The sequence below is a fragment of the Rothia mucilaginosa genome (assembly GCF_019334805.1).
Taxonomy (GTDB): Bacteria; Actinomycetota; Actinomycetes; order Actinomycetales; family Micrococcaceae; genus Rothia; species Rothia mucilaginosa_C.
Window position 1 is genome coordinate 1588655 of the sequence record NZ_CP079822.1, and the last position, 24116, is coordinate 1612770.

Consider the following 24116-nt stretch of genomic DNA (forward strand, 5'->3'; position numbering starts at 1 on the left):
GCTCTAAGGCGCCTGTTTGAGCCGTATCCAAGAGCTCTGAGGGAGAGATAGAGCATATATCTTTCGGCGTAAACTATCTGCGTGGAGTGCCCGTGTTCGTTAGAATCGAAGGGACGGCTTCTTCCGGCACCCTGTAAGCCGACACTACGACCGAACACGGATGCCTCCAGCCGCGCCGTATTCACACTCAAGGATGTATGAACTATGACTGAACCCCGCCTTGCCGAGACGAGTAGCCGTGCCGCGCGCATCCAGGATGCGCTGAATAACATTGGAAGCTGGCTGCTGGATGTCGTTAGTGTTGACCCCGGCTGGAGCGAAATGGTGCTGGACGTCAAGCCTCTGGCAGGTCAGATTTTCGTGCGTGTGCGTGAATTCCGCGACGGCGAAGAGTTCATTGGCACCATCGGCCCGCTCAAGGACGGCTCGCCCATTATTGCTGAGGTCCGTAAGCTACAGCGCGCCGCCTACGACGGTAACCGCGGCACCTGGTTTACCGCCTCCATCGTGGTTGCGGCTACCGGCTGGCCCAACCCGCAGTTCAGCGTGGGTGCCTCCTACAACCGTGACGACGAGCCCGCTAGCTGGAAGAATGAGGGCACCCTGACCGCAACCGACGTGCGTGAGCACCTGGCTGAGTTCCCTCGCGATGCGTCGCGTATCCCGCAGTGGGCTCGTGAGCGTATGGAGGGTCGTGCCCGCCACTCCGCCGCCGCGGCACTGTCTTCGAGCGAGCATGAGATTCCGAACCCGTACCTGGTCTCCGCTCTGGAAACCTTCCGTAACGATGTGCAGGAGCGAACCCTCATTAACGTGGTTCGTACGATGCTCGGTGGTGACGTTCTGCTCGATGCTACCGGCTCCCTGCTGATTCCCTCCGAGACCGACGCGATGGGCCCCGAATCGGTGCTGGCTCACCAGGTTATTCGCATGCCCGAGACCGGCATGCAGGCGCTGTGCGTGTTCTCCTCTTCCGAGCACATTGGCAAGAGCTACGTACGTCAGGAATCCGAGGGTGACGAGCTGATTCTGCGCGAACCGGCGATGAAGGTCTTCATTGACTTCCTTAACAATGAGGCGCTGGATCTGATTGTGGTTGATCCCGGCACCGATCACGAGTGCTACATTGAGCGCGCTCAGGTGCACTGGATTGTCACTTCTCCCCGTAATGACGGCGCGAAGATGGCGCTGGTGCAGGACAACATGCAGATGCTGCTCGGCTCGCTGGTGTCCCCAGCGTCCGTACTGCTGGTGGGCGTTGACCCTGCCGACCCGTCCGGCACCTCCTTCGTGTTTGACCCGGATGAGAACGGCAACCCGCAGAGCCTGCTGGTGTTCACCTCGCCCATTGAGATTGCGGCACTGGACCCGCATATTGAGGTGCGTTCGGCGAACGCCCTGGATATTCTGCGTTACGCCCTGGATATTGGCGCACCGAGCGTGAAGGTGAACGCGATTAACCCTTCGACCGTGCTGAGCGCGGCGCAGATTCGCGAGCTGCTGGAGATTGTGGATTCGCAGCCCCGCATGGGTGCCTAAGTTCCTGCTTCATATACCTTAAACCGTTGAGGCGGCGACACGAGTTGTGTCGCCGCCTCAACGGTTTAAAAGCTCTCATGACCGAGGAGCGGGTCTACCCGACTAAAAGCTATGCCGCTAGGATGCGTGCTGCCGCTTCCTGCTGAGCGCGGGCGAGTGCCGCCTCCTGCTCGGTCTGGCAGTCTACGCACACGCCCTGATAGAGCACGTCTGCGCTGAAGAGCGCCATGCCGTGAAAATCGCTGGGGGTCAGGCAGGGCGCGGAGCCGACCGCGCAGTCCACGTCTTCGACCTTGCCGCAGCGTACGCAGAAGGCGTGGTGGTGGTTGTCGCCCGTGCGGGTTTCGTAGAGGGCGGGGGTTCCCGGCGGCTCAAACTTGCGTAGCAGGTCGATATCGGTCAGGTCGGCAAGAATCACGTAGACCGACTGAACCGTAATGGCGGGGATGCGCTCGCGCACTGCCTGCACGATGGTGTCGGCGGTGGAGTGCGGGTGTTCCTGCACTGCGTGGAGTACGGCGAGGCGCTGCTTGGTGACGCGGCGGCCCTTGGCGCGCAGACCGGTGGTCCATGCTTCTTCGAGCTGTTCGGGGCTTATTGCGGAGAGCAGGGGCAGGCCGGTGGTGTGGGCGCAGCCGGTATTGTGATGGTCTGGGTGCTGGGTCTTCTTCGTATCGGAGGTTGTCTTTGCGTCGGTCATAGGTTTAAGTCTACACATTATTATGAGAAATTCATCATTATTTTATGAAAAACTCATAATAAGCCGGTGGGGCGTCCCTTTCATCCACTCTGTGGCGCCCCTCCTCACCCTGGCCTCGGGCGTGAAGAGATGCCGTACAATCAAAGAACCTAGAGTAACCCGCACCGGCGATCACCATCAAGGAGGATAGGGTCATGGTGTACGACTTCACAAACCCCATCTACATTTTGCTGATGGTTCTGCTCTTTGGTGTACCCATTGTGACCCCCGTAATTTACGGGCAGTACCGCAGTACTACCACCGGTTTTGATCTGGAGGGGCAGTTGATGCTCGGTCTGCTCTTCACTCTTTTTCTGGGTGCTTACGGCACGATTCTGCTACTGGGTATTTTTCCGACTGCTACGGCGCAGGTGCTGGAGCAGGTGCCCCTGGTGAATATCCCGGGCGCCATTCCCTAATGCCTCCCGCATAGTTCGGTGCGTCGGTGACGCTCTGGGTGAATCCGCGTGCCATAAGGTGCGCCGGCGGGTGCTTGCACGTATTCTATAGAGTCAAGTACACGCTGTACGCGCTGACCTATTTGCTCAGGAGGATACCCATGCACAGCCATAACAATGGACTGAAAACTGCCCTGTTAATGGGCTCCATGGTGGGCATGATGCTGCTCATTGGTGGCCTGCTTTCGGCGACCTTCCGCACCTCTTTTTTCATCTGGATTATGGGTCTGGTGAGCTTGGCTTCGGTCGCGTACACCTACTGGAACTCCGATAAGCTCGCTCTGCGCTCCATGAATGCGTACCCGGTCAGCCGTGAAGAGGTTCCGGTGCTTTACGACATTGTGGAGGAGCTGTCCTCCCGCGCGGGTCAGCCCATGCCCGCCCTCTACGTGGCACCGACCATGACCCCGAACGCGTTCGCAACCGGTCGTAACCCGCAGAATGCGGCGGTGTGCTGCACCGAGGGTATTCTGCAGCTGTTGGATGAGCGCGAGATGCGCGGCGTGCTCGGCCACGAGCTGATGCACGTGTACAACCGCGATATTCTGACCTCTTCGGTGGCGGCGGGTATCGCCTCCATTATCGGTACTGTTGCCCAGTTCCTTTCGTTTGGCGCGATGTTCGGTGGTTCCAACCGCGATGGTGAACGTTCGAACCCTCTCGCCATGTTTGTGGTTGCCATGCTGGCTCCCATTGCTACGCAGATTATTCAGATGGCTATTAGCCGCACCCGTGAATTTGATGCCGACGAGGACGGCGCACGTCTGACCGGCGACCCGCTGGCTCTGGCTTCGGCACTGCACAAGCTGGAGAGCGGCGTGTCCATGTACCCGATGGACCCGAACAACCGTAGCACTGAGGCGGCGAGCGCCATGATGATTGCGAATCCCTTCGGTTCGCTGAAGAGCATGCTCTCTACTCACCCGCCGATGGATCAGCGTATTGCGCGTCTGCAGCAGCAGGCTCGTGAGATGGGTCAGTACTAAGTCTTTTTGTCGCCCTCATCTCTGGGCGTGAATATGACCCGGGGTGACGATTGTGACCCGCGATGACGGGTTGGCAGACAAAAAATCCTCGGGGTGGCTACTGTGGAAGTAGCCACCCCGAGGATTTTTACGTTTCGGCTTCTAGTCCTCTATCCTCACCCATCGCTGGGCGGGGATAGAGGGTGAGAGCCTCGCCTGAGCTTAGCGGTAGTTGACGAACTGCAGGTCAATCTCAAGATCAGCGGACTTGAGCATTGCAATGACTTCCTGCAGGTCATCGCGGGACTTGGAGGAGACGCGCAGCTCGTCGCCCTGGATGTTCGCCTTTACGCCCTTGGGGCCCTCTTCGCGGATCATCTTGGAGATCTTCTTTGCCTGATCCTGCGCGATGCCTTCCTTGATGGAGCACTCGATGCGGGTTTCCTTGCCGGATGCGTAGGGCTTGCCGGAGTCCAGGGACTTCAGGGAGATGCCGCGCTTGACCAGCTTGGACTGGAAAACGTCCAGCACTGCCAGTGCGCGCTCTTCGGCGTTTGCCTTGATGAGGATCTTGTCGCCGGAGTAGTCGATTTCTGCGCCAACGCCACGGAAGTCGTAACGCTGGGAGATTTCCTTCTGCGCCTGGTGCAGTGCGTTAGAAACTTCCTGCTTGTCCACCTTGGACACAATGTCGAATGAGGATTCGCTAGCCATGGGTTTTCCTTTCGTGAATGAGGTGCTACTGGCACCGGTTAGTACTAGCCTACCGGGTTGGGGCTCTTGTTCACAGCTAACTAACAGAAATACGGGCCTGTTTTACAGGCGTTACCAACCTAAAAAGAGGACAATAGAGATATGACCATTCATAACCTGTCTGCAACGGACGCACACACGAGCGAGGAAGCTCACGACCTGCAAACCCTGCTCTTCATTGACTTGCATACCTCTCTGGGCGCTGAGCCCGAAGATATTCCTGAGGCTGAGCGCCTCAGCGAGTCTGACCACCACGATATTCACCTTGACCTGCACGAGGAAGATGCTGAGCCTTCTCTCTTTGACGGTATCGGTATCACCCTGACGGAACCTTCGCTGGTGGCACGTTTCCGTGGCGTTCGCCGTGACCTGGAGCGTGAGATTGCCGGTGACATGTGCACCGTGGAGCAGGCGCGCCGCTATCTGGAGCACCTGGAGATTGTGCTTCTGCTTGAGCAGGATGGCGATACTCCTTCCCGCTCCTTCTAAAACTGCTGTAGGCGGTGGCTTTATTCGCGGCTTTATTCATAAGGTGAGAGCGTGGGCGCTGCGATAGATATGGGCGCGCGGTGAGCGTGCGCTGACGCTCTTGTGTGACGAAAAGACGATAAATACAACCAGACATATAACCTTCGTCACAAAACCCTATGTGAAGTGTACAAGTCCCTAAAACTGCTGTAGAGTAGTCTCTGTTCGCTTGAGCGAGCAACTAGCACCTAGCTAGGCGGCAGGTTACCCGAGCGGCCAAAGGGGGCTGACTGTAAATCAGCTGGCACTGCCTACGGGGGTTCGAATCCCTCACCTGCCACAAATAGCCCGGTTACGAAAGTAACCGGGCTTTTGTGTATCTAAAACCAGTTTTATAGCGGATTCCGCAGCCGCTTTCCAACCCAGCGGCTTTCCACCGCGGTAATCTTCCACCACAGTGGTCTTCCACAGCAACGGTCTTTCATGGTTGCGCCCGTATTTTCTGGGTGCCCGCATTGGGTGCTTTCCTCAGGATGCTGTAGGGGACGACCACGGGGCTTCGCCCGCCGGGTCGGGCGCCTCCATCATTCGGCTACAGGGGCATTCGCCAGAGTATTCGCGACACGCCCGTGAACCGGCTGAAACAGCCGCAAAAAGTATTTACTATGACCGCAATTTGTCATATCTTTCACATGTTTGAATCCCAGAGCGAACAATTAGCGATTGGGGTCTTGAGGGTGTAGCTTTATCTCATGGCTACTAATGAAATTACTCAGCAGAACCTGACTGCTACCGTCGAGAGCAACGATATTGTCTTCCTGGACTTCTGGGCAGATTGGTGCGGTCCCTGCAAGCAGTTCTCCCCCGTCTACGAGGCGGCTTCGGAGAAGCACAGCGACATTGTTTTCGGCAAGGTCGACACCGAGGACCAGGGCCAGCTCGCTCAGGCAGCAGGCATCACCTCCATCCCCACCATCATGGGCTTCCGTGACGGTATCCTGGTATACCAGCAGGCTGGCGCACTGCGCGAAGACCAGCTGGAGACCGTAATCGGTTCGATCCGCGAGCTCAACATGGACAAGGTCCGTGCAGAGATCGCAGCAGCAGAGGGCTCTGCAGAGAAGAAGTAAGCTCACCACCACAAAAGAGCTTGAACGGGGCGCACCCGCCGGCACAACCGGCAGGGGCGCCCCGCCCCCTTTTAACCTCGTGAGGGTGCAGGAGCGTTAGCGGTCGCGGTGATCCTCAATGGTCATGCGCGCCCCGTAGCGCTGCTTCGAAAAGCCCGAAGCATGCATGAGCCGCACCAGACGCTGCCGATGCGGGCTAAAGGGCGCCAGCAGGGAGAGCATTCCCGCATCATCGGTGCGCTGACCTATGAACAGCTCACCGACCGCGTGCGCCAGATGGTAGTCGCCCACGCTGATGGCATCCGGGTGCCCGCACACACGCTGCAGGGCCTCGGAAATACTCCACGGGCCCACGCCGCGCACAGCGTGCAGGCTCCGCGCCAGAAGTGCGACGTCGCCTTCTGCCGCAATGTTTTTTAGAGACTCTGCGGAACGAGCGTAAGCGTACACGGCATCGTAGCGGCTTTTATCAACGCCAGCCCGATGCCAATCCCAGGTAGGAATCGTCGCCAGGGTCCGGGCGCTTGGATAGACGCGCATCCCCTCCGGCTGATTCCCCAACCCGGTCGAAGGGGCGGGGGAGCCGTACTTGCGCAGAACCCAGCCTAAGGTCCTGAACGCTTCGGTCTGGGTGATGCGCTGCTCCACAATGGCGTTGAGCATCTGCCGGTCCAACTGCCCCGAGGCGCTGAGGCGGAGCCCCGGATTCTGCCGCCACGCCTGCTGAACACGCGGCGGAAGAGACTCAAAAGAAGACAGAGCACCGAACTGTTCGGCGGGGTCGTGCAACCCCAGCCAGTACGTCATTTCCTGCGCTAGCGCCTGAAGGTCGGCTCGCGCCTGCATCTGCTGATCAGCGGCACTATAAGAAACCCAGATACGAATACGCACCGGGCGCATCAGCAGGCGATGCAGGGAGGGGAGAGTCTCGGGAAGCTTAGCTGGCTGCGCCAATCGTTCGGCGTACAGCACCGCCGGGAACTCATGAAACGGCGTGCGAGCCGTCAACCAGATTCTCTCGGCACCATCCGCGCGGCTCAGCGCACGATACGAAAGATCCTGAGCACCGCGGCGCAACGACCCCAACGTCTGCGACAACTGCACCGGAACATTCGGCTCAATCACGACTTCACACGCCTCGGGAGCCAGAGCCCCCGGAAGAACCGAAGCAGCGGAGGAGAGAGTACGAACCTGAACGCGCGGCTGGTGAAGAACGGTAGGCTCCTGAAGAACATCCGCAAGCGCTGGCGCATAGGGCACACCAGCTGCCGCCAAAGGATGCCGGATGCGCCGAGCACCCGCTACCGGGTGGCTGTCAAGGGTCGCACAGTTAGGGGTGACACCATCGGGGGCTGAGGAAGGAAACGTACTCACCACACCAGTCTATGCGCCCAAACCGGGCAACAACATCCGGGGCAGATATTTGAGGGACAAGATACAAAAAGCGCAGGAAGGGCAGGCACAGCGCTAATGCGATACCCTAAAGGGTAGAGCGAGAACGAACGCAAACTCCGCTACCGGCAACGACAAAGGCGATGCGTTCCACCCGCTCTGTGGGCGCCTGTAGCCCGGACACACACCCCGAGAGAAGGACGCCTATGGCAGCGGAAGCACACGAAGCATCCTCGAATACTGACGCACCTGAACAGAAGAACAGCACCGACACCAGCGCGGGCCGTACTCAGCGCGCCAAGAAACAGCCGCGTCAGTCCCTCACCGAGCGCGTCAAAAGCATCCGCCCCCTCGAACTACTACCCGGCCTGCTGCTTGCCGCCGCCGTCATGGCGTTGTACACCTACTACTCGCTGCAACAGATGAAGCACTGGATTACCCCCTCCTGGGACCTGGCGATTTTCACCCAGATGGCTCAGGCGTACTCGCACTTCTCCGTGCCCATCGTGCCCATTAAGGGGCCCGACTTTAACCTCTGGGGTGACCACTTCCACCCGATTCTGGTGCTCCTGGGACCCATCTACGCGCTGTTCCCCTCACCGACCACGCTACTGGTCGTGCAGAACGCCCTGGTCGCCTTCGCAAGCTTCGCCATTGTGCGCTTCACTCAGCGTGCCTTCGCGCTCGCCCAAAAAACTGAAGATGCGCAGAAGAGTGAACCCGCGCAGAACGCTCAATCCGCAAAACTTCAGGGCGTTATCCCGACCATCACCGGTCTGCTACTCGGCGCCGGATTCGCCCTCAGCTTCGGCGTTCAGCAAGCTATCGCCGCCCAATTCCACGAAGTAGCCTTCGCCGTGCCGCTACTGGCCATGAGCCTCGGCTACCTGGTGCTCGCCTCACGAGTGAGTGGCACCGAACGCGCACGCTACCTCGCCTACGCCTGCTGGTGGGCTCTACCCATTGCCTTCGTTAAAGAAGATATGGGCATTACTGTCGCAGCCATCGGCCTCATCATCTTTATCCGCACCGGCTGGCTGAGCACCGCCGTAGACATTCTGATGCCGCGCCTCTCCGCGGGCACCCCCGCCCCCATGCGAATCCGCGTGCATCAGCTCTACTCCTCCTGGGCGCGCACCCCCGCCGTCGCCGAATCCACCATGGTCATGATTTGGGGCGTATTCTGGTCCGCCGTCGCCATCTACGTGATCCTGCCCTACTTCAATAGCGGCGGAAACTTCGACTACGCCGACAAGGTGAACTTCTCCGCAGCCCTGGGCGACCCCTTCGGCTCGGCACTGCAGATGCTCAGCAACAACACCAAGCTGGCAACCCTCGGCCTGCTGCTCATTACCGGAGCAGTCCTCTGGGTGATTTCTCCGCTCGCGGCAATTGCCCTGCCGACCCTTGCCTGGCGTCTACTCTCCACCATGGAATCCTACTGGGCAAGCACCTGGCACTACTCGCTCGTGCTCATGCCCGTCGTCTTCCTCGCCCTGCTCGACGCTGTCATGCGGATACGCTACGGAGTGGTTCCCGCTGCGATTCCGGCGCGTTTGGGCGCGCGCGCAGCCGATAGCGCCTCCGCGCAGGAACCTCAGACCAATACCGAGCCCGGCCGCCTGACCGCCACGGCGCGCCGCATGCCCGTGTGGGTTCTGCCTGCCGTGGCGCTCTTCCTAGCCGCGTCCCCGATTTTCGTGCCCGGATCCCAGCAGCCCCTCGCGTCCCTGGGTAATGCGCAGTTCACCGCCTCCGCGCTGACTACGACTGACCAGATGAAGCAGGACGCCGTCCAGAAGGTACCTGAAGGGGTATCGGTCGCATCTGACCTGTCGATTCTGACCCAGCTGATTCCCGGTCGTACCGTCTACTGGATTGGACACACCGGTAAGCCAGCGCCCGACTACGTGGTCATCGACCGCATGAGCAACTCCTGGGGCGGCAACCCGCCAACCAACGCCGCACAGTATGCGGCTGACCGCTACGGCAGCTCCTACGCTAAGTATGCGACCGTCGGCACGATTGATATTGTGCGACGCGTCGACTAGCCCCTCGGCTCAGCAACTGAAAGAGCGTCCACCCCGCACGCAGCGGGGTGGGCGCTCGCGTTTAAGAGATGAGGTTTTAAGCACCTTTTTATAGCCCGGGAGGGGACCCTGCGGTACACTAGGTAGAACACGGGAACCCCCGATGAAGGTCTTGTGCGCACCCGGCACCCAAGGTGGTGCTGGAATTGTAGGTGCGCCGTACTCACCATCACCGATTGATACGCCCCATAAATTTGCGGTTTACACCGTACACGCGGGCTTCTCTTAACGATCTCTGGTCCAGCGTCTTTGCTGCGTCTGCTGTAACAGACACACCACCGCCGTAGAGCGGGAAGGCGAACCACCAGGAATACGTGACATTGCATGTGAGCATTACCCACCCTGTACACCCTGATTCACAGGAACTACTGTGCGTTGAGCGTAGAGTACGAACAAGCGTGCGGATAATGTGCCGAGAAATTCAAGACCACCCCCAGCAAAGAGCCGCTACCCGTAGCATCCGCAGAACACCTCTGCAGAATGTGCCGGTAACGGAGGACCCCTGGACGCTCTACTCCCCAGGGGATGATGTGTGGCTGGGCCGTGAAGGGGACACCCGGTAAGCGCCGAAAAGCGTGCGCTATCCACCCCTACCGTATAGAGGAAAAATTGACTGAGAATACTGCTACCCCGGCCGAACTGAACGCCGAGGCAGAGACCGTTGTGACCACTGAGAACATCACCGAGAACACCGTTGAGAGCCCTGCTGTAGAAGCAGAAGAAACCATCGCAGAAGCTACTGCAGAAGCACCCGCCGAAGAAACCGCCGACAAGGCTGAAGAAGAAGGCGTACGCTTCACCGACCTGGGCCTGGACGCACGCGTCCTGGCAGCCCTGGAAGAGGTAGGCTACGAGAAGCCGTCCCCCATTCAGGAACAGACCATCCCCCTGTTGCTTGAGGGCCACGACGTGGTTGGTCTGGCACAGACCGGTACCGGTAAGACCGCAGCATTCGCGCTGCCGGCACTGTCCCGCATGGCTGAACTCGCCGACATCAACGGCGTCTCCCGCGACACCCAGGTTCTGGTCCTGGCACCCACCCGCGAGCTGGCTCTGCAGGTTGCAGAAGCCTTCTCCTCCTACGCAACCCACATGGAGGACTTCACCGTCCTGCCCATCTACGGTGGCTCCCCCTACGGCCCGCAGCTGGCTGGTCTGCGCCGCGGTGCGCAGGTCGTCGTCGGTACCCCCGGCCGCGTGATTGACCACCTGGAAAAGGGGTCCCTGGACCTGTCCAACCTGCAGTACCTGGTACTCGATGAAGCAGACGAAATGCTGCGCATGGGCTTCGCCGAAGACGTGGAAAAGATCCTCGAAGGCACCCCCGACAGCAAGCAGGTTGCCCTCTTCTCCGCAACCATGCCCAACTCGATCCGCAAGATTGCTCAGCAGTACCTGAACGACCCCCGCGAGGTTCGCGTCAAGGCTAAGACCACCACCAGCTCAAACATCTCCCAGCGCTACATGCAGGTCATGCACTCCCACAAGCTGGACGCAATGACCCGCGTGCTCGAGGTTGAAAACTACGACGGCATCATTGTCTTCGTGCGCACCAAGAAGGAAACCGAGGAAGTTGCCGACAAGTTGAAGGCACGCGGTTTCGCGGCGGCAGCGATTAACGGTGACATCCCCCAGCAGCTGCGTGAGCGCACCGTTGACGCCCTGCGTGACGGCCGCATCGACATCCTCGTGGCAACCGACGTGGCGGCACGCGGCCTGGACGTTGAGCGCATCTCCCTGGTCGTCAACTACGACATCCCCCACGACACCGAGTCCTACGTGCACCGCATCGGTCGTACCGGTCGTGCAGGTCGCGAAGGTGCCGCAATCCTCTTCGTCACCCCGCGTGAGAAGTACATGCTGCGTCAGATCGAGAAGGCAACCCGCCAGAAGGTCGAGCCGATGCACATGCCCACCGCAGAGGCAGTGAACGAGACCCGTAAGCAGCGCTTCGCACAGCAGATTACCGAGACCATCGAGTCTGAGGACCTGAGCTTCTTCCGCCAGATTATCGAGGACTACGAGAACGAGCACGACACCACCGCTGAGGACATTGCGGCCGCACTGGCTGTTATCGCCCAGCAGGGTCGCCCCTTCTTCCTCGATGAGAGCGAAGATATCGCCCACAAGTCCCGCCCCTTCTCTGACGAAGATTCGGATCGCGGCGGCCGCAAGGCAAAGCGCGCGCACAACGATGAGGGTATGGTCAACTACAAGCTGAACGTTGGCCGTTCCTCCCGCGTGACCGCAGGCGCTATTGTGGGTGCATTGGCTAACGAGGGTGGTATTAAGGGCTCCCAGATTGGCTCCATCGACATTCGCCAGCACTTCACCATTGTTGGCCTGCCCGAGGACCTGCCCCGCGACTTCTTCGACCGTCTGCGTGACACCAAGATTGCTGGCGAGTTCATCAACATCCGCAAGGACAACGGTCCCAAGGGTGGCGGCGGTGGCCGCAGCTTCGGTGGTGGCCGTCGTGAGGGCGGCTACCGTGGCAACCGTGAGGGTGGCCGCGATTTTGGCGGTCGCGATAACCGTCGCGAGGGCGGCTACCGCGGTAACCGTGACGGTGGCCGCGACTTCGGTGGCGACCGCGACTTCAAGCGTCGTGACTTCGGTGGCAAGCGCAATGACCGCGACTTCGGTGGCCGCGACTTCGGCGGCCGTGATAACCGCCGCGATGGTGGCTACCGTGGCAACCGTGATGGCGGCCGCGACTTCGGCGGCCGCGACTTCGGCGGCCGTGATAACCGTCGCGATGGAGGCTACCGCGGTAACCGTGAGGGCGGCCGTGACTTTGGCGGCCGCGGCAAGCGCTACTAAAATTTCGGCTAAGCCTGGATTTGCGGTACGAGGGGCTTGCTGAGGCTATCGGCTAGCAGCCTTGTCATCCGCATATGATTCAAAGACCGGCAGGGGAGTGATGAGCTCTCCTGCCGGTCTTTATGTATTTGTGTGTTGATGTGTTTGCATCAGCTGTTGTGGTGATACCTGGTCAATGCTGGGCTCTCATGCGGCAGTGTGGAGAGCGGATAAGCATAAATGTGGCGTATGCCATAGCTTCTCCGCTTGCGAGCATTCCTGAAGACCTGTATAGTTTTACCTGTTGCCCCGATAGCTCAGTGGTAGAGCGCCATCTTGGTAAGATGGAGGTCCCGGGATCGATTCCCGGTCGGGGCTCTCTCATTAATTCATGCGAGAGCACGTATTAATGATGTGGCGGTGTAGCTCAGCTGGTTAGAGCGCACGACTCATAATCGTGAGGTCGACGGATCGAGCCCGTCCACCGCTACGCCCCGATAGCTCAGTGGTAGAGCGCCATCTTGGTAAGATGGAGGTCCCGGGATCGATTCCCGGTCGGGGCTCAGATAGGCCTGTCTCTTCGGAGGCAGGCTTTTTTGTTTGCCAATTTTGTCTGCCTATTTTCTTTGCCTGAAGCCCGGTCTGCAGGCGCTCAATAGTACTCAGCCCTGCGGCTCGATACCGGGCATAGCGAAGCCCCCGAGAAAAATACTCGGGGGCTTCGTCTTTATGCTCTGATCAAAGCGTTAGGAGGCGCGGCGCACCACCGGCAGCTGGGACAGCAGCTCGTAGGAGCGCAGGCGGTCCTCGTGCTCCCACGCCTCGGTCATGACGATGAGCTCGTCAGCGCCCGTGCGTGCCACCAGGTCCTCAATACGAGCCTGCGCGGTGGCGGGAGAGCCTACGATTGCTTCGGCGGTCATGCGTTCAACGTGCATCTTCTCCGCGTCGGTCCAGACGGCGTCCATATCTTCCACGGGAGGTGCGAAAGACAGATTGCCGCGCACCACACCCAGGAAATGCTGCTGCTGGGTCGTGTACAGGTAGCGTGCTCGCTCGTCGGTATCGGCGAGCATCGCGGTTGCACCCACCATGACGTAGGGCTGTTCCAGGTGCTCCGAGGGCTTGAAGTTCGCGCGGTAGGTGTCCACCGCCTCCTGCAGCATTGCGGGCGCAAAATGCGAAGCGAACGCGTAGGGCAGACCCAGCTGTGCGGCAAGCTGCGCACCGAACAGGGAAGAACCCAGAATGTACAGGGGCACCTTCGAGCCCTGACCGGGAATGGCGTGCACGCGGTGCATGGGGGAGGGCTCGCCCAGGAACCGCTGCAGCTGCTGCACCTCGGCGGGGAAGCTCATGGCGGCAGAATCGTCGCGGCGTAGAGCGGCGGCGGTCATCGGGTCAGTGCCGGGCGCACGGCCCACACCCAGGTCAATACGACCGGGATGGAACGCGTTGAGGGTACCGAACTGCTCCGCTACCACGTAAGGTGCGTGGTTGGGGAGCATAATGCCTCCCGAACCCACGCGAATACGCTCGGTTGCGGCGGCAATCTCCGCCATGACCACGACGGTCGCCGAGGACAGCAGGGAACCGGCATTGTGGTGCTCAGCGACCCAGAAACGCTCGTAGCCGTAGGACTCAGCCGCGCGGGCGGCATCGATGGTGTTGAGCATGGTCTGGTGCTGACGCTGATCGGGGCGGTGCGGCATCAGGTCAAGCACCGAAATTTTTACGTTGGAAGACACAACTTTTCCTTCTTGATTGATTGCGGGTACCCATTCAGTCTACGCCTGCTTGGGCTGTACGGGTAGGGGCGCGCCGGGCGCCTTCGCTAGAAGGTAAACAATGCTAAGAAATACTGCGTGCATCCATGCTGGCTGTTTGCTGATGCGTCCACTCTGCGCGTTCGAGCTGAACACTGTGCATAAGAACGGTAGACTGAAACCATGAGCATTAACCCTGAGATTGTGGGCAGGGTCTACCCGTCCGAGAACACCTACGTTGTCGGCCGTGAAAAGATCCGCGAATTTGCCCGAGCAGTTCACGCAGAAAACCCCCTCCACCACGACGTTGAGGCAGCCCGCGCGGCAGGGTACGCAGATGTGATTGCCCCGCCGACCTTCGCCATTATCCTGGCGCAGGCAGCTGACGCGGCACTCATCAACGACGATTCCGCCGGTATTGATTTCTCCCGCGTGGTGCACGCCGACCAGCGCTTCACCCACCACCGCCCCATTGTTGCCGGTGATGAGCTGCGCACCGAAGTCCACGTGGACTCCGTGCGCGTCATGGGCGCCGGCGCAATGCTGACCACCCGCGAAGAAATCGTTGACGCGCAGGGCGAGCCGGTCACCACCTGCATCTCTTCCCTGCTGGTTCGTGCTGAGGAGGAAAACTAATGGTGCGTTTTGAAGATCTTGAAAAGGGCCAGGACATCGGTTCGCGTACCGTGGAGCTCTCCCGCGCTTCGCTGGTGCGTTACGCTGGCGCATCCGGTGACTTCAACCCGATTCACTGGAACGAGCGTTTTGCCCAGTCTGTGGGCCTGTCCGGCGTGATTGCTCACGGCATGCTGACCATGGGCACCGCCGTGCAGCTCGTGAGTGACTGGGTGGGCGACCCCGGCGCGATCGTGGACTACCAGACTCGATTCACCAAGCCCGTTCCCGTGGCGGATGCACCCGGCGGCGAAAACCCCGACACCCCCACGAACGCCCTGACCATCAGCGGTAAGGTGGGTGCCCTGAACGAGGAAGAGCGCACCGCCCGCATTGACCTGACCGTCACCGCTCGTGATGAGGAAGGCAAGGAGCAGAAGGTCCTGATGAAGAGCCAGGCTGTGGTTCGTCTCTCGGCATAGATTTTTCTGTGCGGGTAGATAACCGCGTGAAAGTAGCTATGTGAAAGCCCTGGTGCTACCGCGATGCGGTGGTGCCGGGGCTTTTGCATGCTCGGCTGTGTGTTCGGCTGCGCGCTCGCCGGCGGGTGGTGGCGCTTCTTTTGTGTGGGAGGCGCGCCGGAAAATGAAGGCAAAATCACCATAAGGTTTTTGTGACTTTAACGCGTGGCGGGTGTTGACCCCGCACAACGACCGGTATTCTTAACCTATGACTGAAAAGCTGTTGAGCGAACTGACCACCGCCCAGGTAGGCGGCCCCGCTAAGACCTACGTCCGCGCCACCTCCGAAGCAGAAATTATCGAAGCAGTCTCCGCTGCAGACGCCGCAGGCGAACCCGTCCTCATCGTGGGTGGCGGCTCCAACCTGCTGGTTTCCGACGAAGGCTTCAACGGAACCGTCGTACACATCGCCTCCGAAGGCGTAGAGGTCCTGCCCATCCCCGCATGCGGCGGCGCGAACGTGCGCGTGCAGGCGGGCACCATCTGGGACGACTTCGTGAAGCTCAGCATCGAGAACGAATGGGTTGGCCCCGCGGCTCTCTCCGGCATTCCCGGCACCGTGGGTGCAACCCCCGTGCAGAACGTCGGCGCATACGGCGTTGAGGTGGGCGAGTTCATCGCCTCCGTACGCACCTGGGACCGCGAAAAGAACACTCGGAAGACCTTCGCGAGCGCAGACCTGCGCTTCGGCTACCGCGACTCGGTGCTCAAGCGCGCAACCGTCAACGGCTCGCCCCGCTACGTGGTGCTGACCGTTGATTTCCAGTTCACCCTCGGTAGCCTGTCTTCCCCGATTCGTTACGCTGAGCTGGCGAGGAGCCTGGGCGTTGAGCCCGGTCAGCGCGCCGAATCCGCACTGGTACGCGAAAAGGTGCTTCAGCTGCGTGGCTCCAAGGGCATGGTGCTCAACCCCGAGGATCGTGACACTTTCTCCACCGGTTCCTTCTTCACCAACCCGATCGTTCCGCGCTCGACCCTGGATTCCCTGCCGGAGGGCGCCCCGAACTTCCCGGTGGTCGTGAAGACTTCCCCGTTCACCGCGGGTGTCGAGGACCCCGATCACGTGAAGCTTTCGGCTGCTTGGCTGATTCAGCACGCCGGTTTCGAGAAGGGCTTTGGCCTGGAGGGTGAGTCTCGCGAGATTGCTCAGGGCCGTGCGAGCCTGTCGACCAAGCACACCCTGGCGATTACGAACCGCGGCGGCGCATCCGCTGAGGATATCTTCGCTATCGCCCGCGCTGTGCGTGACGGCGTGCGTGAACGTTTCGGCGTGACCCTGGTGCCTGAGCCTGTCGTGGTCAACGGCGAAATCTAAACGCTCAAGTTCTCGCCTCTCATCGCGCGAGGACACATAGAATAAACGCTTCAGAATAAACGCTTCGGGCGGTCTCTTCATCGGGAGACCGCCCGAAGCGTTGCATTGACCGTTGTATTGACCCGCTGAGCTAGTGGCGAGGCGAGGAGAGGCGCACCTGCCCCGGCAGGTACGGCCTGCGCTTGGGCGCTGTGCGCGTTGCTGCCAGGGGAGCGGCGGGTAGGTGCTCCATCAACACCTGAACCGCTAGGGGAAGCTTCTGCGGCGGGCTGGGGGCGTGGAAAATCGGCTTATGGCGCGTGGGTCGGTACGGGTAGTATTCCGCGTCCTCGCTGTGGGACCAGACGAGATTTCCAAACTCGCCGGGAACGGGGGAGAGCACGTTGGCGTAGTAGGCGCGCGTCTGCAGGTCGGCACGCTCGGAGGTGCCGGTAGATACGCCGCTGGGTACGCGGTCTTGCTCGATGATGAGGGCGCGGACCATGCCGCCTACGGTGCTGATCGCGTTTACGTGTAGGGCGAGCAAATCCCCGTCCTTGTGGTCGACCTGTACCTGCCCGTCCGCGAGGATTCGGGTGCCCATCGTGATGCTGCTGGCGACTCCTTCGCAGAGGGCGCGGATGAGCGCCATGCGTGCCGGGTAGGGGTCTGCGATATCCCAGCCGATGAGGGCGGGCGCGGCGGAAATGCCGGCGTATTCCTCGCAGGATTCGTAGGAGGCGACGTCCACGTAGCCGCGGGCGATGGGCTCACGGTCGTAGGGGCGTCCGTCGCGCTGCTCCCAGAAGCTGAGAGCAGTTGCGGTGAAGACAGCCTGGCCGTCGCGTACGGCGACGGTGAACATAAAGTCCTGCGGGTAGCCGTTCTTAGTGCGCGGGCGCAGGGTGATTGCGCGGGTATATTCGTTGAATTCCTCGGGCCAGTCCAGGTAGTAGCTCATTTTTGCCCCGTCGCCACGGTGCACGGTGAGTTCGCCGGGTAGCAGCATGGCTTCGGGCACGCCGCCAGCGCGTTCTGCGGCGTAGTGTTCGCTCACGGGCCAGGGGCTGAACTCTGTGCTGTAGAGGTTGGAGAGGAAGGAATCGAGCATAGAACGTATCCTCTCATAGTTTGAGGTTGTGGTGCATGGTTAGAGGGCTTAAATGACAAATGAGCTGTCCCTTCTGACTGCTCGGAAAGAGTGTTCAGAAGGGACAGCTCATTGTGTAGGGGGCGGGCGGCTCGTTAGAGGGATTCGCCGCGGCGTTCAGGCAACAGGAACACGGTGGTTGCCGCTACCAGGAACGCGGTGGAGAAGAGCGTAAAGAGCAACGGGGTTCCACCGAATGCGACCAGCGGCGGCACAATGAGCGGTGCCGCGATGGAGGCGATACGACCGATACCGGCGGCGGCACCGGTGCCGGTTCCGCGCAGGTGGGTCGGGAAGATCTCCGGGCTCAGGGCGTAGAGAGCACCCCACGCGCCGAGGTTGAAGAAGGAGAGCATGCAGCCGGCGAGGATAATGAATACCTCGGCGTGCGCCATACCGTAGCCGGCAGCCGCCAGCGCGGAGCCGAGCAGGAAGGTCGCCAGGGTTGCGCGTCGGCCCCACTTTTCGATGAGGTAGGCAGCGACCGCGTAGCCGGGCAGCTGAGCGAGGGTCATGATGAGCGTGAACGCGAAGGACTTCACGAGGCTGAAGCCCTGGGCATTCAGTAGCGCCGGAATCCAGATGAACGCGCCGTAGTAGGAGAGGTTGATGCAGAACCAGATGACGCACAGGGCGATGGTCTTGCGGCGCTGACCGGCAGCCCAGATCGAGTGGATCTTCGCGGATTCTGCGTTGTCGGTGCTTTCTGCCGCGCCGTGTGCGGAAGCGTCTTCGGTCTGCTTCTTGTTGGTTCGGGAGAAGAGCGCGGGGGATGCCTCGAAACGTTCAACAATCTGGCGAGCCTGATCGTGCTTGCCGACCGACTCCAGGAAGCGCACCGACTCCGGGGTTCCCATACGGATCACGAGCGAGTAGATGGCGGGAATCAGACCGATGGCAAGCGCCCAGCGCCAGCCGTTCGCCTGCGGAACGATGAAGGTACCGATGAGAGCGGCGAGGATCCAGCCCAGAGCCCAGAAAGCCTCCAGCGCGACCACGACGCGGCCGCGGATAGCGCGCGGCGAGAACTCAGAAATCAGGGTGGATGCCACGGGAAGTTCCGCGCCCAGACCCAGACCGACCAGGAAACGGAAGACGAGCAGCACGCCCAGAGAGGTTGCCAGGGCGGAGGCGCCGGTCGCCAGACCGTACACCAGCAGGGTGAGGGCGAAGATGTAGCGGCGGCCGAGCTTATCGGCGAGTAGACCGCCGAAGGTTGCACCGAGCGCCATGCCTACGAATCCGATGGATCCGAGCCAGGAGGCTTCGGTGGGGCTGAGCTGCCATTCCTTGATGAGTGCCGCCATGACGAAGGAGATGAGGCCGACGTCCATGGCGTCCAGCGCCCAGCCGAGACCCGAGATGCCCAGGAGCTTGCCGTGGGCGCGGGTGAAGGGCAGGTTTTCGAGGCGCTCGTTGAGAGTCGGAGCGGCGTTGCGTTCAGTAGCGGGCGCAGAGGTGCCAGCGGGTGCAGCAGCGTTGGTGCGGGGTGAGCCCGTTGATACGGGACGTGAGGAGGACACGATAGTGGGTCGCTTCCTTAGTGTTTAGGCATGATGCCGGGCGAATTGTTCCCTTACAGTGTATAAAGGTACTTTCGACTTGAACACTATTGAAACGAAAAAATTTTGAAGATGACGGAAAAATCTCAACATGAAGAAATCTTTCACAGCCGCCATTCAGCAGTGAATGCTATTCTCTAACCACCGCCGCCCGGTGAAACTCACCTACGGCACGTTTGGAAGGACCACCCCTGAAAACCCTTGAAGATGAAGTCAAAGAAAGCGAGACCAGCCGCTTTCACCGCTGGCTCGAAGCCCGCAAGGAGCGCATGCACGCGCATCCGGTCATGCGTCATCTCTACAAGCCCCTCGTCATCGGCGTGGGCGCCTTCTGCTTTATCGCCGGGCTGATTATGCTCGTCACCCCCGGCCCCGGCTGGCTGTTCATCTTTATCGGCCTGGGCATTTGGGGTACCGAATTCACCTGGGCACGCCGCGCCAATATTTTCATGAAGCACGTGGTGCTCACCGCCTGGTACCGCTACCGCGCCTGGCGACAGCAGCGTAAGGAACGCAAAGCCGCACGCAAGGCAGAACGTAAGGCAGCCGCCGCAAACCGGCGCTAACCCAGACCGCGCTCATCCAGCTCGCGCTCACCCGGTCTGCGCAAGCTATACGCAGACACAAAAAGCCCTCGCTCCCGTCCAATAAGAATGGTAGCGAGGGCTTTTGTTATAGCTTGTCGTGAGCTTTAGAGCTTGCCAATAGCAATCTGCAGCATGCGGCGAATCGGCTCAGCAGCACCCCAGAGCAGCTGGTCACCCACGGTGAACGCGCTAATGTACTCGGGGCCCATCGCGAGCTTACGCACGCGACCAACCGGAATCTCCAGAGAACCGGAAGCAGCCACGGGGGTCAGTTGCTCCATGGAAGCCTCACGCTCGTTCGGCACGAAGCGAACCCAGGGGTTGTCCTCAGCGATGATGCGCTCAATCTCCTCGAGCGGCAGGTCCTTCTTGAGCTTGATGGTCAGCGCCTGAGAGTGCGAGCGCATCGCAGCGATACGGACGCACAGACCGTCCATAGTGATCTTGTTATCGTCGGAACGGCCCAGAATCTTGTTGGTCTCAACCTCAGCCTTCCACTCTTCACGAGACTGGCCGTTACCCAGATCCGAGTCGATCCAAGGAATCAGGGAGCCTGCGAGCGGCACACCGAACTGGGAGGAATCCAGCTCACCGGAGCGCTGCTTAGCAAGAATCTTGCGGTCGATGTCCAGAATTGCGGATGCGGGGTCGTTCAGCTCCTCAGAGACCTCGTTGCCCAGGTCGCGGAACTGTGCGAGCACCTCGCGCATGTGGCGGGCGCCGCCGCCGGATGCTGCCTGGTAGGTCATGGAGGTTGCCCACTCGACCAGGTCGTTCTTGAAGAGGCCGCCCAGACCCATCAGCAGGCAGGAGACGGTGCAGTTACCGCCGACGAAGTCCTTCACGCCGGATGCCAGGCCGCGGTCGATGACGTCGCGGTTGATGGGGTCCAGCACGATGATGGAGTCATCGTTCATGCGAAGGGTGGAAGCGGCATCAATCCACAGGCCGTCCCAGCCAGCTGCACGCAGCTTCGGGTGCACAGCCTCGGTGTAGCCACCGCCCTGAGCGGTCACAATAATCGAGTGCTTGCGCAGCTCGTCAATGTCGTATGCGTCCTTCAGCTCGGACGGCTCAATCACGCCGTCGAAGGTGGGCGCTGCGCCACCAACATTAGAGGTGGTGAAGAAGACGGGGGTAATGCCCTCGAAGTCGCCTTCCTCAACCATGCGCTTCATGAGGACGGAGCCCACCATGCCGCGCCAGCCAACAAAACCTACAGAGTCACCGGGATTAAAGTTCATGGTTCCCAGTGTACTCTCAGGCTGGCGGGTGTGGACTAACACCGTACAAAAAATTTGATATTCGGAACGGCCCGGTACCGGCACGTGCGCGAGAGCTACAGACGCTCGAGCCGCTGGAACGAGAAGTACATGGGGTTCTTCATGCCCGACTCATCGAGCAGGTAGCCCTTCTCGCTCTTCTCCCAGGCACTCTCGGAGATGACCCGCCAGCACCCGTTCGGGGATTGACCCTCGCAGTTACCCGCAGAATCTGCAAGCTGCAGTTCGGGCGCTCGCGTATCGCCGGTGATCTCGTTACCTTCCTGGCAGTAGAAGAGAGTACGCTCCACCGTCTCTACCCGATCAAAGGCGGGCAGGTCGGTGCGGGAGAGCGCCTCCGCGTACACGGAGCCGCCGCCAAGAATCCAAGCATCAACTTCGGCGGTATCTGCGGGGATATCTTCGACCGCTGCACCCGCGGCGTCACGCGCCGCGTACAGCGCCGCATCCAGCGAAGGAACCCACAGTGCACCATCGCGTTCTTCTGCCTCGGTGACCGAACGGCTAATCACAATATTCGTACGGCCCGGTAGCGGGCGAAAACGCGGCGGGAACGACTCCCAGGTGCGGCGACCCATAATCACCGGAGCACCCAGCGTCACCTTCTTGAAGTGCGCCAAATCCTCCGGAGCGTACCAGGGCATATCCCCGTCACGACCAATGATGCCGGCATCAGTTTGAGCCCAAATAGCGCCCAGACGAAACATCATGCCTCCTTACAACCTGCAGCTAGACCGCAATCGGGGCGGCAATACCGGGGTGGTGCTTATAATCCACCAGCTCAAAGTCTTCATACTCGTAATCGAAAATAGAAGGCTTCTTGGTCTTAATAACCAGCTTCGGGTACGGGTACGGTTCGCGCGGCGGGTAGGGGTTACCCTCCGGGTCGGTGCCGTAGCCCAGCTGCTTCTTCACCTGCTCCAGGTGGTTCGAGTAGATGTGGCAGTCGCCGCCGGTCCAGATGAACTCGCCCGGCACCATACCGACCTCTTCAGCAATCAGGTAGGTCAGCAGAGCGTAGGAGGCGATATTGAAGGGCACGCCCAGGAACATGTCCGCGCTACGCTGGTACAGCTGGCAGGACAGCTCCTTCACACCGTCCGCGCGTTCGTGCACGTAGAACTGGAAGAGTGCGTGGCAGGGTGGAAGCGCCATGTTGTCCACCTCGGCAGGGTTCCACGCCGAAACAATATGGCGGCGAGAGCTCGGGTTATTCTTCAACGAATCGATAACCTTCGCAATCTGGTCAATCGTGCCACCGTCGGGGGCCGGCCAAGAACGCCACTGCACGCCGTAGACCGGGCCCAAATCGCCGTTCTCATCAGCCCACTCATCCCAAATGGTCACGCCGCGCTCCTGCAACCAGCGCACATTCGAGGAACCGCGTAAGAACCACAGCAACTCAATGGCAACAGACTTGAAGTGCACGCGCTTGGTGGTAATCAGCGGGAACGACTCACGCAGGTCAAAACGCATCTGACGGCCAAACACGCCGAAGGTACCGGTGCCGGTACGGTCGGAACGCTGCGCATCCGCCGCGATGGCGTCCTTGTTCTCCTCGAGGATTTCGCGCAGAAGATCTTCGTAAGGGGTGGGGATTGCGTGAGTCATAAGAAAAACCTTGAATCCTGTCAGTAGACGTGAGAGACGGCAAAGAATCAACCGCCCCTCTATTGTAAAACCCTCGAACGGGCGCAGGTAGAGCAAACGCGCTGAGCATAAAGCCCAGCGCGCTCGCCGTTAGAAGATCAAAGTATATGGGTGTTAGTCCAGAGCAGCGCGTACACGCTCCACCGAGACAATACGCGGGTCATCGCCCTCAGTCACCTGCAGAACCAGGGCATCGCCGGGCTCCAGGTACGGGTCCTCGGTCGGCAGAACCTCCGCGGAACCCTCAAACAGGTACTCGCGCAGAACATCCATCACCCGAGGCAGCACCGGGCGGTGCGTGCACAGCAGCGAGGAAGAATCCTTATCGAACAGGGACGCCACGGTACGGGCAACACGCGCCGGGTGACGCTGAGCGCCCGCCTCAGACAGGGACTTCTTCTCCTTCACCGACACACCATAATCCACCGAGTACGGGGTCACAGTCTGAACGCAACGCAACCACGGGGAAGAAATAATACGGCTCGGAGCCCACGCCGCAAAGAGACGGCTAGAAGCCAGCGCCTGACGCTTGCCGGTCGCCGCGAGCGGACGGTCATCCTCAGCAGCAGCCCAGTTCGAACGCGGCTTAGCCTTCGCGTGGCGGGCAATCAGAATCGGGCGGGTGCGCAGCGCATCCGCCTCCGCCAGAGCCTCCAGAGACTCCAGAGGCGCCAGGTCATCATGATTGGTCAGCAGAGCGCGAGCCACGTCGGTGGATACCCAACGCAGCTCATCCACTTCACCCTCATCAGCCAGGGCGCGGGCACCATCGGGTAGCTCAGCAGCCCAATAGAAAACATCCTTCGGACGGCCACCCACCGGGTAGGACGTCACCGCCAGGGGCACACCCAGAACAACCTGCAGGCCGACCTCTTCGCGAATCTCACGAATAGCGGTCTCAGCCAGGGACTCACCCGGATCCTGCTTACCCTTAGGCCAGGACCAGTCGTCATAACGAGGGCGGTGAATGATCAGGACCTCAAGCGCACCATCGCGCATACGCCAAATCAGTGCGCCAGAAGCAACAATATCCGCAGTGTTCGCGGGGGAACGGTCAATGCTGTTGACCGCGTCAAAACGTCGTGCCGAGTAGTAGATGGAGGGGGAATCCAGCGGTGCCATATCTCTCTCTGAACCTCTTCGCTAGGCTTGTGCACAATGCCAGAGGGCACCATGCTCCGCGTCTAATTGTAGGGGAGAGAAGCGTCAAGTTGTAATCTCAACGTAACCTGTTGTTCACTTTTGCGCTAAGTGCACTAGTCCACCGCACGTTTTTGCACGACACGCGGAAAACCCCGCCTGCCCCACGCCATAAAGCGCGAGAACAGACGGGGTTCACGACCAGAAATCAC

The 24116-nt window shown here is 60.4% G+C and carries 21 protein-coding genes and 4 tRNA genes; 15 read left to right on the plus strand and 10 right to left on the minus strand.

Annotated features, from left to right (window positions below):
- Positions 1 to 204 precede the first annotated feature (204 nt).
- Positions 205 to 1539, plus strand: a complete 1335-nt coding sequence (locus LPB405_RS06310) for an SseB family protein (RefSeq protein ID WP_219100760.1) — start codon at positions 205 to 207, stop codon at positions 1537 to 1539.
- 109 nt (positions 1540 to 1648) lie between these two features.
- Here LPB405_RS06310 and LPB405_RS06315 read toward each other — a convergent pair whose 3' ends face one another.
- On the minus strand, positions 1649 to 2239 hold the full coding sequence (locus LPB405_RS06315; protein WP_306823283.1) for a Fur family transcriptional regulator: 591 nt from the start codon (positions 2237 to 2239) through the stop codon (positions 1649 to 1651).
- A gap of 194 nt (positions 2240 to 2433) precedes the next feature.
- Here LPB405_RS06315 and LPB405_RS06320 point away from each other — a divergent pair, with 194 nt between their 5' ends.
- Positions 2434 to 2697, plus strand: coding sequence for a hypothetical protein (locus tag LPB405_RS06320; RefSeq protein WP_219100762.1), 264 nt, complete (start codon positions 2434 to 2436; stop codon positions 2695 to 2697).
- 140 nt (positions 2698 to 2837) lie between these two features.
- Positions 2838 to 3722, plus strand: coding sequence for a zinc metalloprotease HtpX (gene htpX, locus LPB405_RS06325; RefSeq protein ID WP_219100764.1), 885 nt, complete (start codon positions 2838 to 2840; stop codon positions 3720 to 3722).
- A 201-nt stretch (positions 3723 to 3923) separates the two neighbouring features.
- On the opposite strand, the gene LPB405_RS06330 is transcribed toward htpX, so the two are convergent.
- Entirely contained in the window at positions 3924 to 4415 is a 492-nt protein-coding gene (locus tag LPB405_RS06330; RefSeq protein ID WP_005504808.1) for a YajQ family cyclic di-GMP-binding protein, read from the minus strand.
- A gap of 141 nt (positions 4416 to 4556) precedes the next feature.
- On the opposite strand from LPB405_RS06330, the gene LPB405_RS06335 reads away from it, so the two are divergent.
- From LPB405_RS06335 to trxA, 3 genes are all read left to right on the plus strand, one after another.
- Positions 4557 to 4943 (plus strand): hypothetical protein, encoded by a 387-nt coding sequence (locus tag LPB405_RS06335; protein ID WP_049341066.1) that lies wholly within the window; start codon positions 4557 to 4559, stop codon positions 4941 to 4943.
- Positions 4944 to 5180: 237 nt separating this feature from the next.
- A tRNA-Tyr gene (locus LPB405_RS06340) sits at positions 5181 to 5262 on the plus strand.
- A 412-nt stretch (positions 5263 to 5674) separates the two neighbouring features.
- Positions 5675 to 6052, plus strand: coding sequence for a thioredoxin (trxA, locus tag LPB405_RS06345; RefSeq protein WP_219100767.1), 378 nt, complete (start codon positions 5675 to 5677; stop codon positions 6050 to 6052).
- Between the two features lie 96 nt (positions 6053 to 6148).
- Here trxA and LPB405_RS06350 read toward each other — a convergent pair whose 3' ends face one another.
- A complete protein-coding gene (locus LPB405_RS06350) occupies positions 6149 to 7426 on the minus strand; it encodes a DNA-3-methyladenine glycosylase family protein (protein WP_257604875.1) in 1278 nt (425 codons plus the stop codon).
- 224 nt (positions 7427 to 7650) lie between these two features.
- Here LPB405_RS06350 and LPB405_RS06355 point away from each other — a divergent pair, with 224 nt between their 5' ends.
- The 5 genes from LPB405_RS06355 (at position 7651) to LPB405_RS06375 (ending at position 12899) form a co-directional block, all read left to right on the plus strand.
- A complete protein-coding gene (locus LPB405_RS06355) occupies positions 7651 to 9495 on the plus strand; it encodes a DUF2079 domain-containing protein (RefSeq protein WP_070633757.1) in 1845 nt (614 codons plus the stop codon).
- A gap of 648 nt (positions 9496 to 10143) precedes the next feature.
- Positions 10144 to 12357: a DEAD/DEAH box helicase gene (locus tag LPB405_RS06360; RefSeq protein ID WP_070506996.1), complete on the plus strand. Its 2214-nt coding sequence runs from the start codon at positions 10144 to 10146 to the stop codon at positions 12355 to 12357.
- A 285-nt stretch (positions 12358 to 12642) separates the two neighbouring features.
- Positions 12643 to 12714 (plus strand) — tRNA-Thr (locus LPB405_RS06365).
- A gap of 38 nt (positions 12715 to 12752) precedes the next feature.
- Positions 12753 to 12826, plus strand: a tRNA-Met gene (locus tag LPB405_RS06370).
- Position 12827: 1 nt separating this feature from the next.
- Positions 12828 to 12899: transfer RNA gene (locus LPB405_RS06375), tRNA-Thr, on the plus strand.
- Between the two features lie 183 nt (positions 12900 to 13082).
- On the opposite strand, the gene LPB405_RS06380 is transcribed toward LPB405_RS06375, so the two are convergent.
- Positions 13083 to 14084 carry an LLM class flavin-dependent oxidoreductase gene (locus LPB405_RS06380; RefSeq protein WP_049347348.1) on the minus strand — a complete coding sequence of 334 codons (1002 nt, stop codon included), beginning with the start codon at positions 14082 to 14084 and terminating at the stop codon, positions 13083 to 13085.
- A gap of 201 nt (positions 14085 to 14285) precedes the next feature.
- On the opposite strand from LPB405_RS06380, the gene LPB405_RS06385 reads away from it, so the two are divergent.
- The 3 genes from LPB405_RS06385 (at position 14286) to LPB405_RS06395 (ending at position 16553) form a co-directional block, all read left to right on the plus strand.
- Positions 14286 to 14738, plus strand: coding sequence for a MaoC family dehydratase N-terminal domain-containing protein (locus LPB405_RS06385; RefSeq protein WP_005504824.1), 453 nt, complete (start codon positions 14286 to 14288; stop codon positions 14736 to 14738).
- On the plus strand, positions 14738 to 15199 hold the full coding sequence (locus LPB405_RS06390) for a MaoC family dehydratase (protein WP_005508334.1): 462 nt from the start codon (positions 14738 to 14740) through the stop codon (positions 15197 to 15199). Before LPB405_RS06385 ends, LPB405_RS06390 begins: the two co-directional genes overlap by 1 nt.
- A gap of 247 nt (positions 15200 to 15446) precedes the next feature.
- On the plus strand, positions 15447 to 16553 hold the full coding sequence (locus LPB405_RS06395; protein WP_070690990.1) for a UDP-N-acetylmuramate dehydrogenase: 1107 nt from the start codon (positions 15447 to 15449) through the stop codon (positions 16551 to 16553).
- A gap of 130 nt (positions 16554 to 16683) precedes the next feature.
- Here LPB405_RS06395 and LPB405_RS06400 read toward each other — a convergent pair whose 3' ends face one another.
- Together LPB405_RS06400 and LPB405_RS06405 are read right to left on the minus strand one after the other, a co-directional pair.
- On the minus strand, positions 16684 to 17643 hold the full coding sequence (locus tag LPB405_RS06400; RefSeq protein WP_219100771.1) for a histidine kinase: 960 nt from the start codon (positions 17641 to 17643) through the stop codon (positions 16684 to 16686).
- Between the two features lie 134 nt (positions 17644 to 17777).
- Positions 17778 to 19205 carry an MFS transporter gene (locus tag LPB405_RS06405; RefSeq protein ID WP_219100773.1) on the minus strand — a complete coding sequence of 476 codons (1428 nt, stop codon included), beginning with the start codon at positions 19203 to 19205 and terminating at the stop codon, positions 17778 to 17780.
- Between the two features lie 308 nt (positions 19206 to 19513).
- On the opposite strand from LPB405_RS06405, the gene LPB405_RS06410 reads away from it, so the two are divergent.
- Positions 19514 to 19810: a PGPGW domain-containing protein gene (locus tag LPB405_RS06410; RefSeq protein ID WP_257604877.1), complete on the plus strand. Its 297-nt coding sequence runs from the start codon at positions 19514 to 19516 to the stop codon at positions 19808 to 19810.
- Between the two features lie 125 nt (positions 19811 to 19935).
- On the opposite strand, the gene asd is transcribed toward LPB405_RS06410, so the two are convergent.
- The 4 genes from asd to LPB405_RS06430 form a co-directional block, all read right to left on the minus strand.
- Positions 19936 to 21075, minus strand: a complete 1140-nt coding sequence (asd, locus tag LPB405_RS06415) for an aspartate-semialdehyde dehydrogenase (RefSeq protein ID WP_219100777.1) — start codon at positions 21073 to 21075, stop codon at positions 19936 to 19938.
- 95 nt (positions 21076 to 21170) lie between these two features.
- A complete protein-coding gene (locus LPB405_RS06420; RefSeq protein WP_219102060.1) occupies positions 21171 to 21821 on the minus strand; it encodes a dihydrofolate reductase in 651 nt (216 codons plus the stop codon).
- Between the two features lie 22 nt (positions 21822 to 21843).
- Positions 21844 to 22725, minus strand: coding sequence for a thymidylate synthase (locus LPB405_RS06425; RefSeq protein ID WP_219100779.1), 882 nt, complete (start codon positions 22723 to 22725; stop codon positions 21844 to 21846).
- Positions 22726 to 22878: 153 nt separating this feature from the next.
- Positions 22879 to 23886, minus strand: a complete 1008-nt coding sequence (locus LPB405_RS06430; RefSeq protein ID WP_219100781.1) for an NUDIX hydrolase — start codon at positions 23884 to 23886, stop codon at positions 22879 to 22881.
- Positions 23887 to 24116 lie beyond the last annotated feature (230 nt).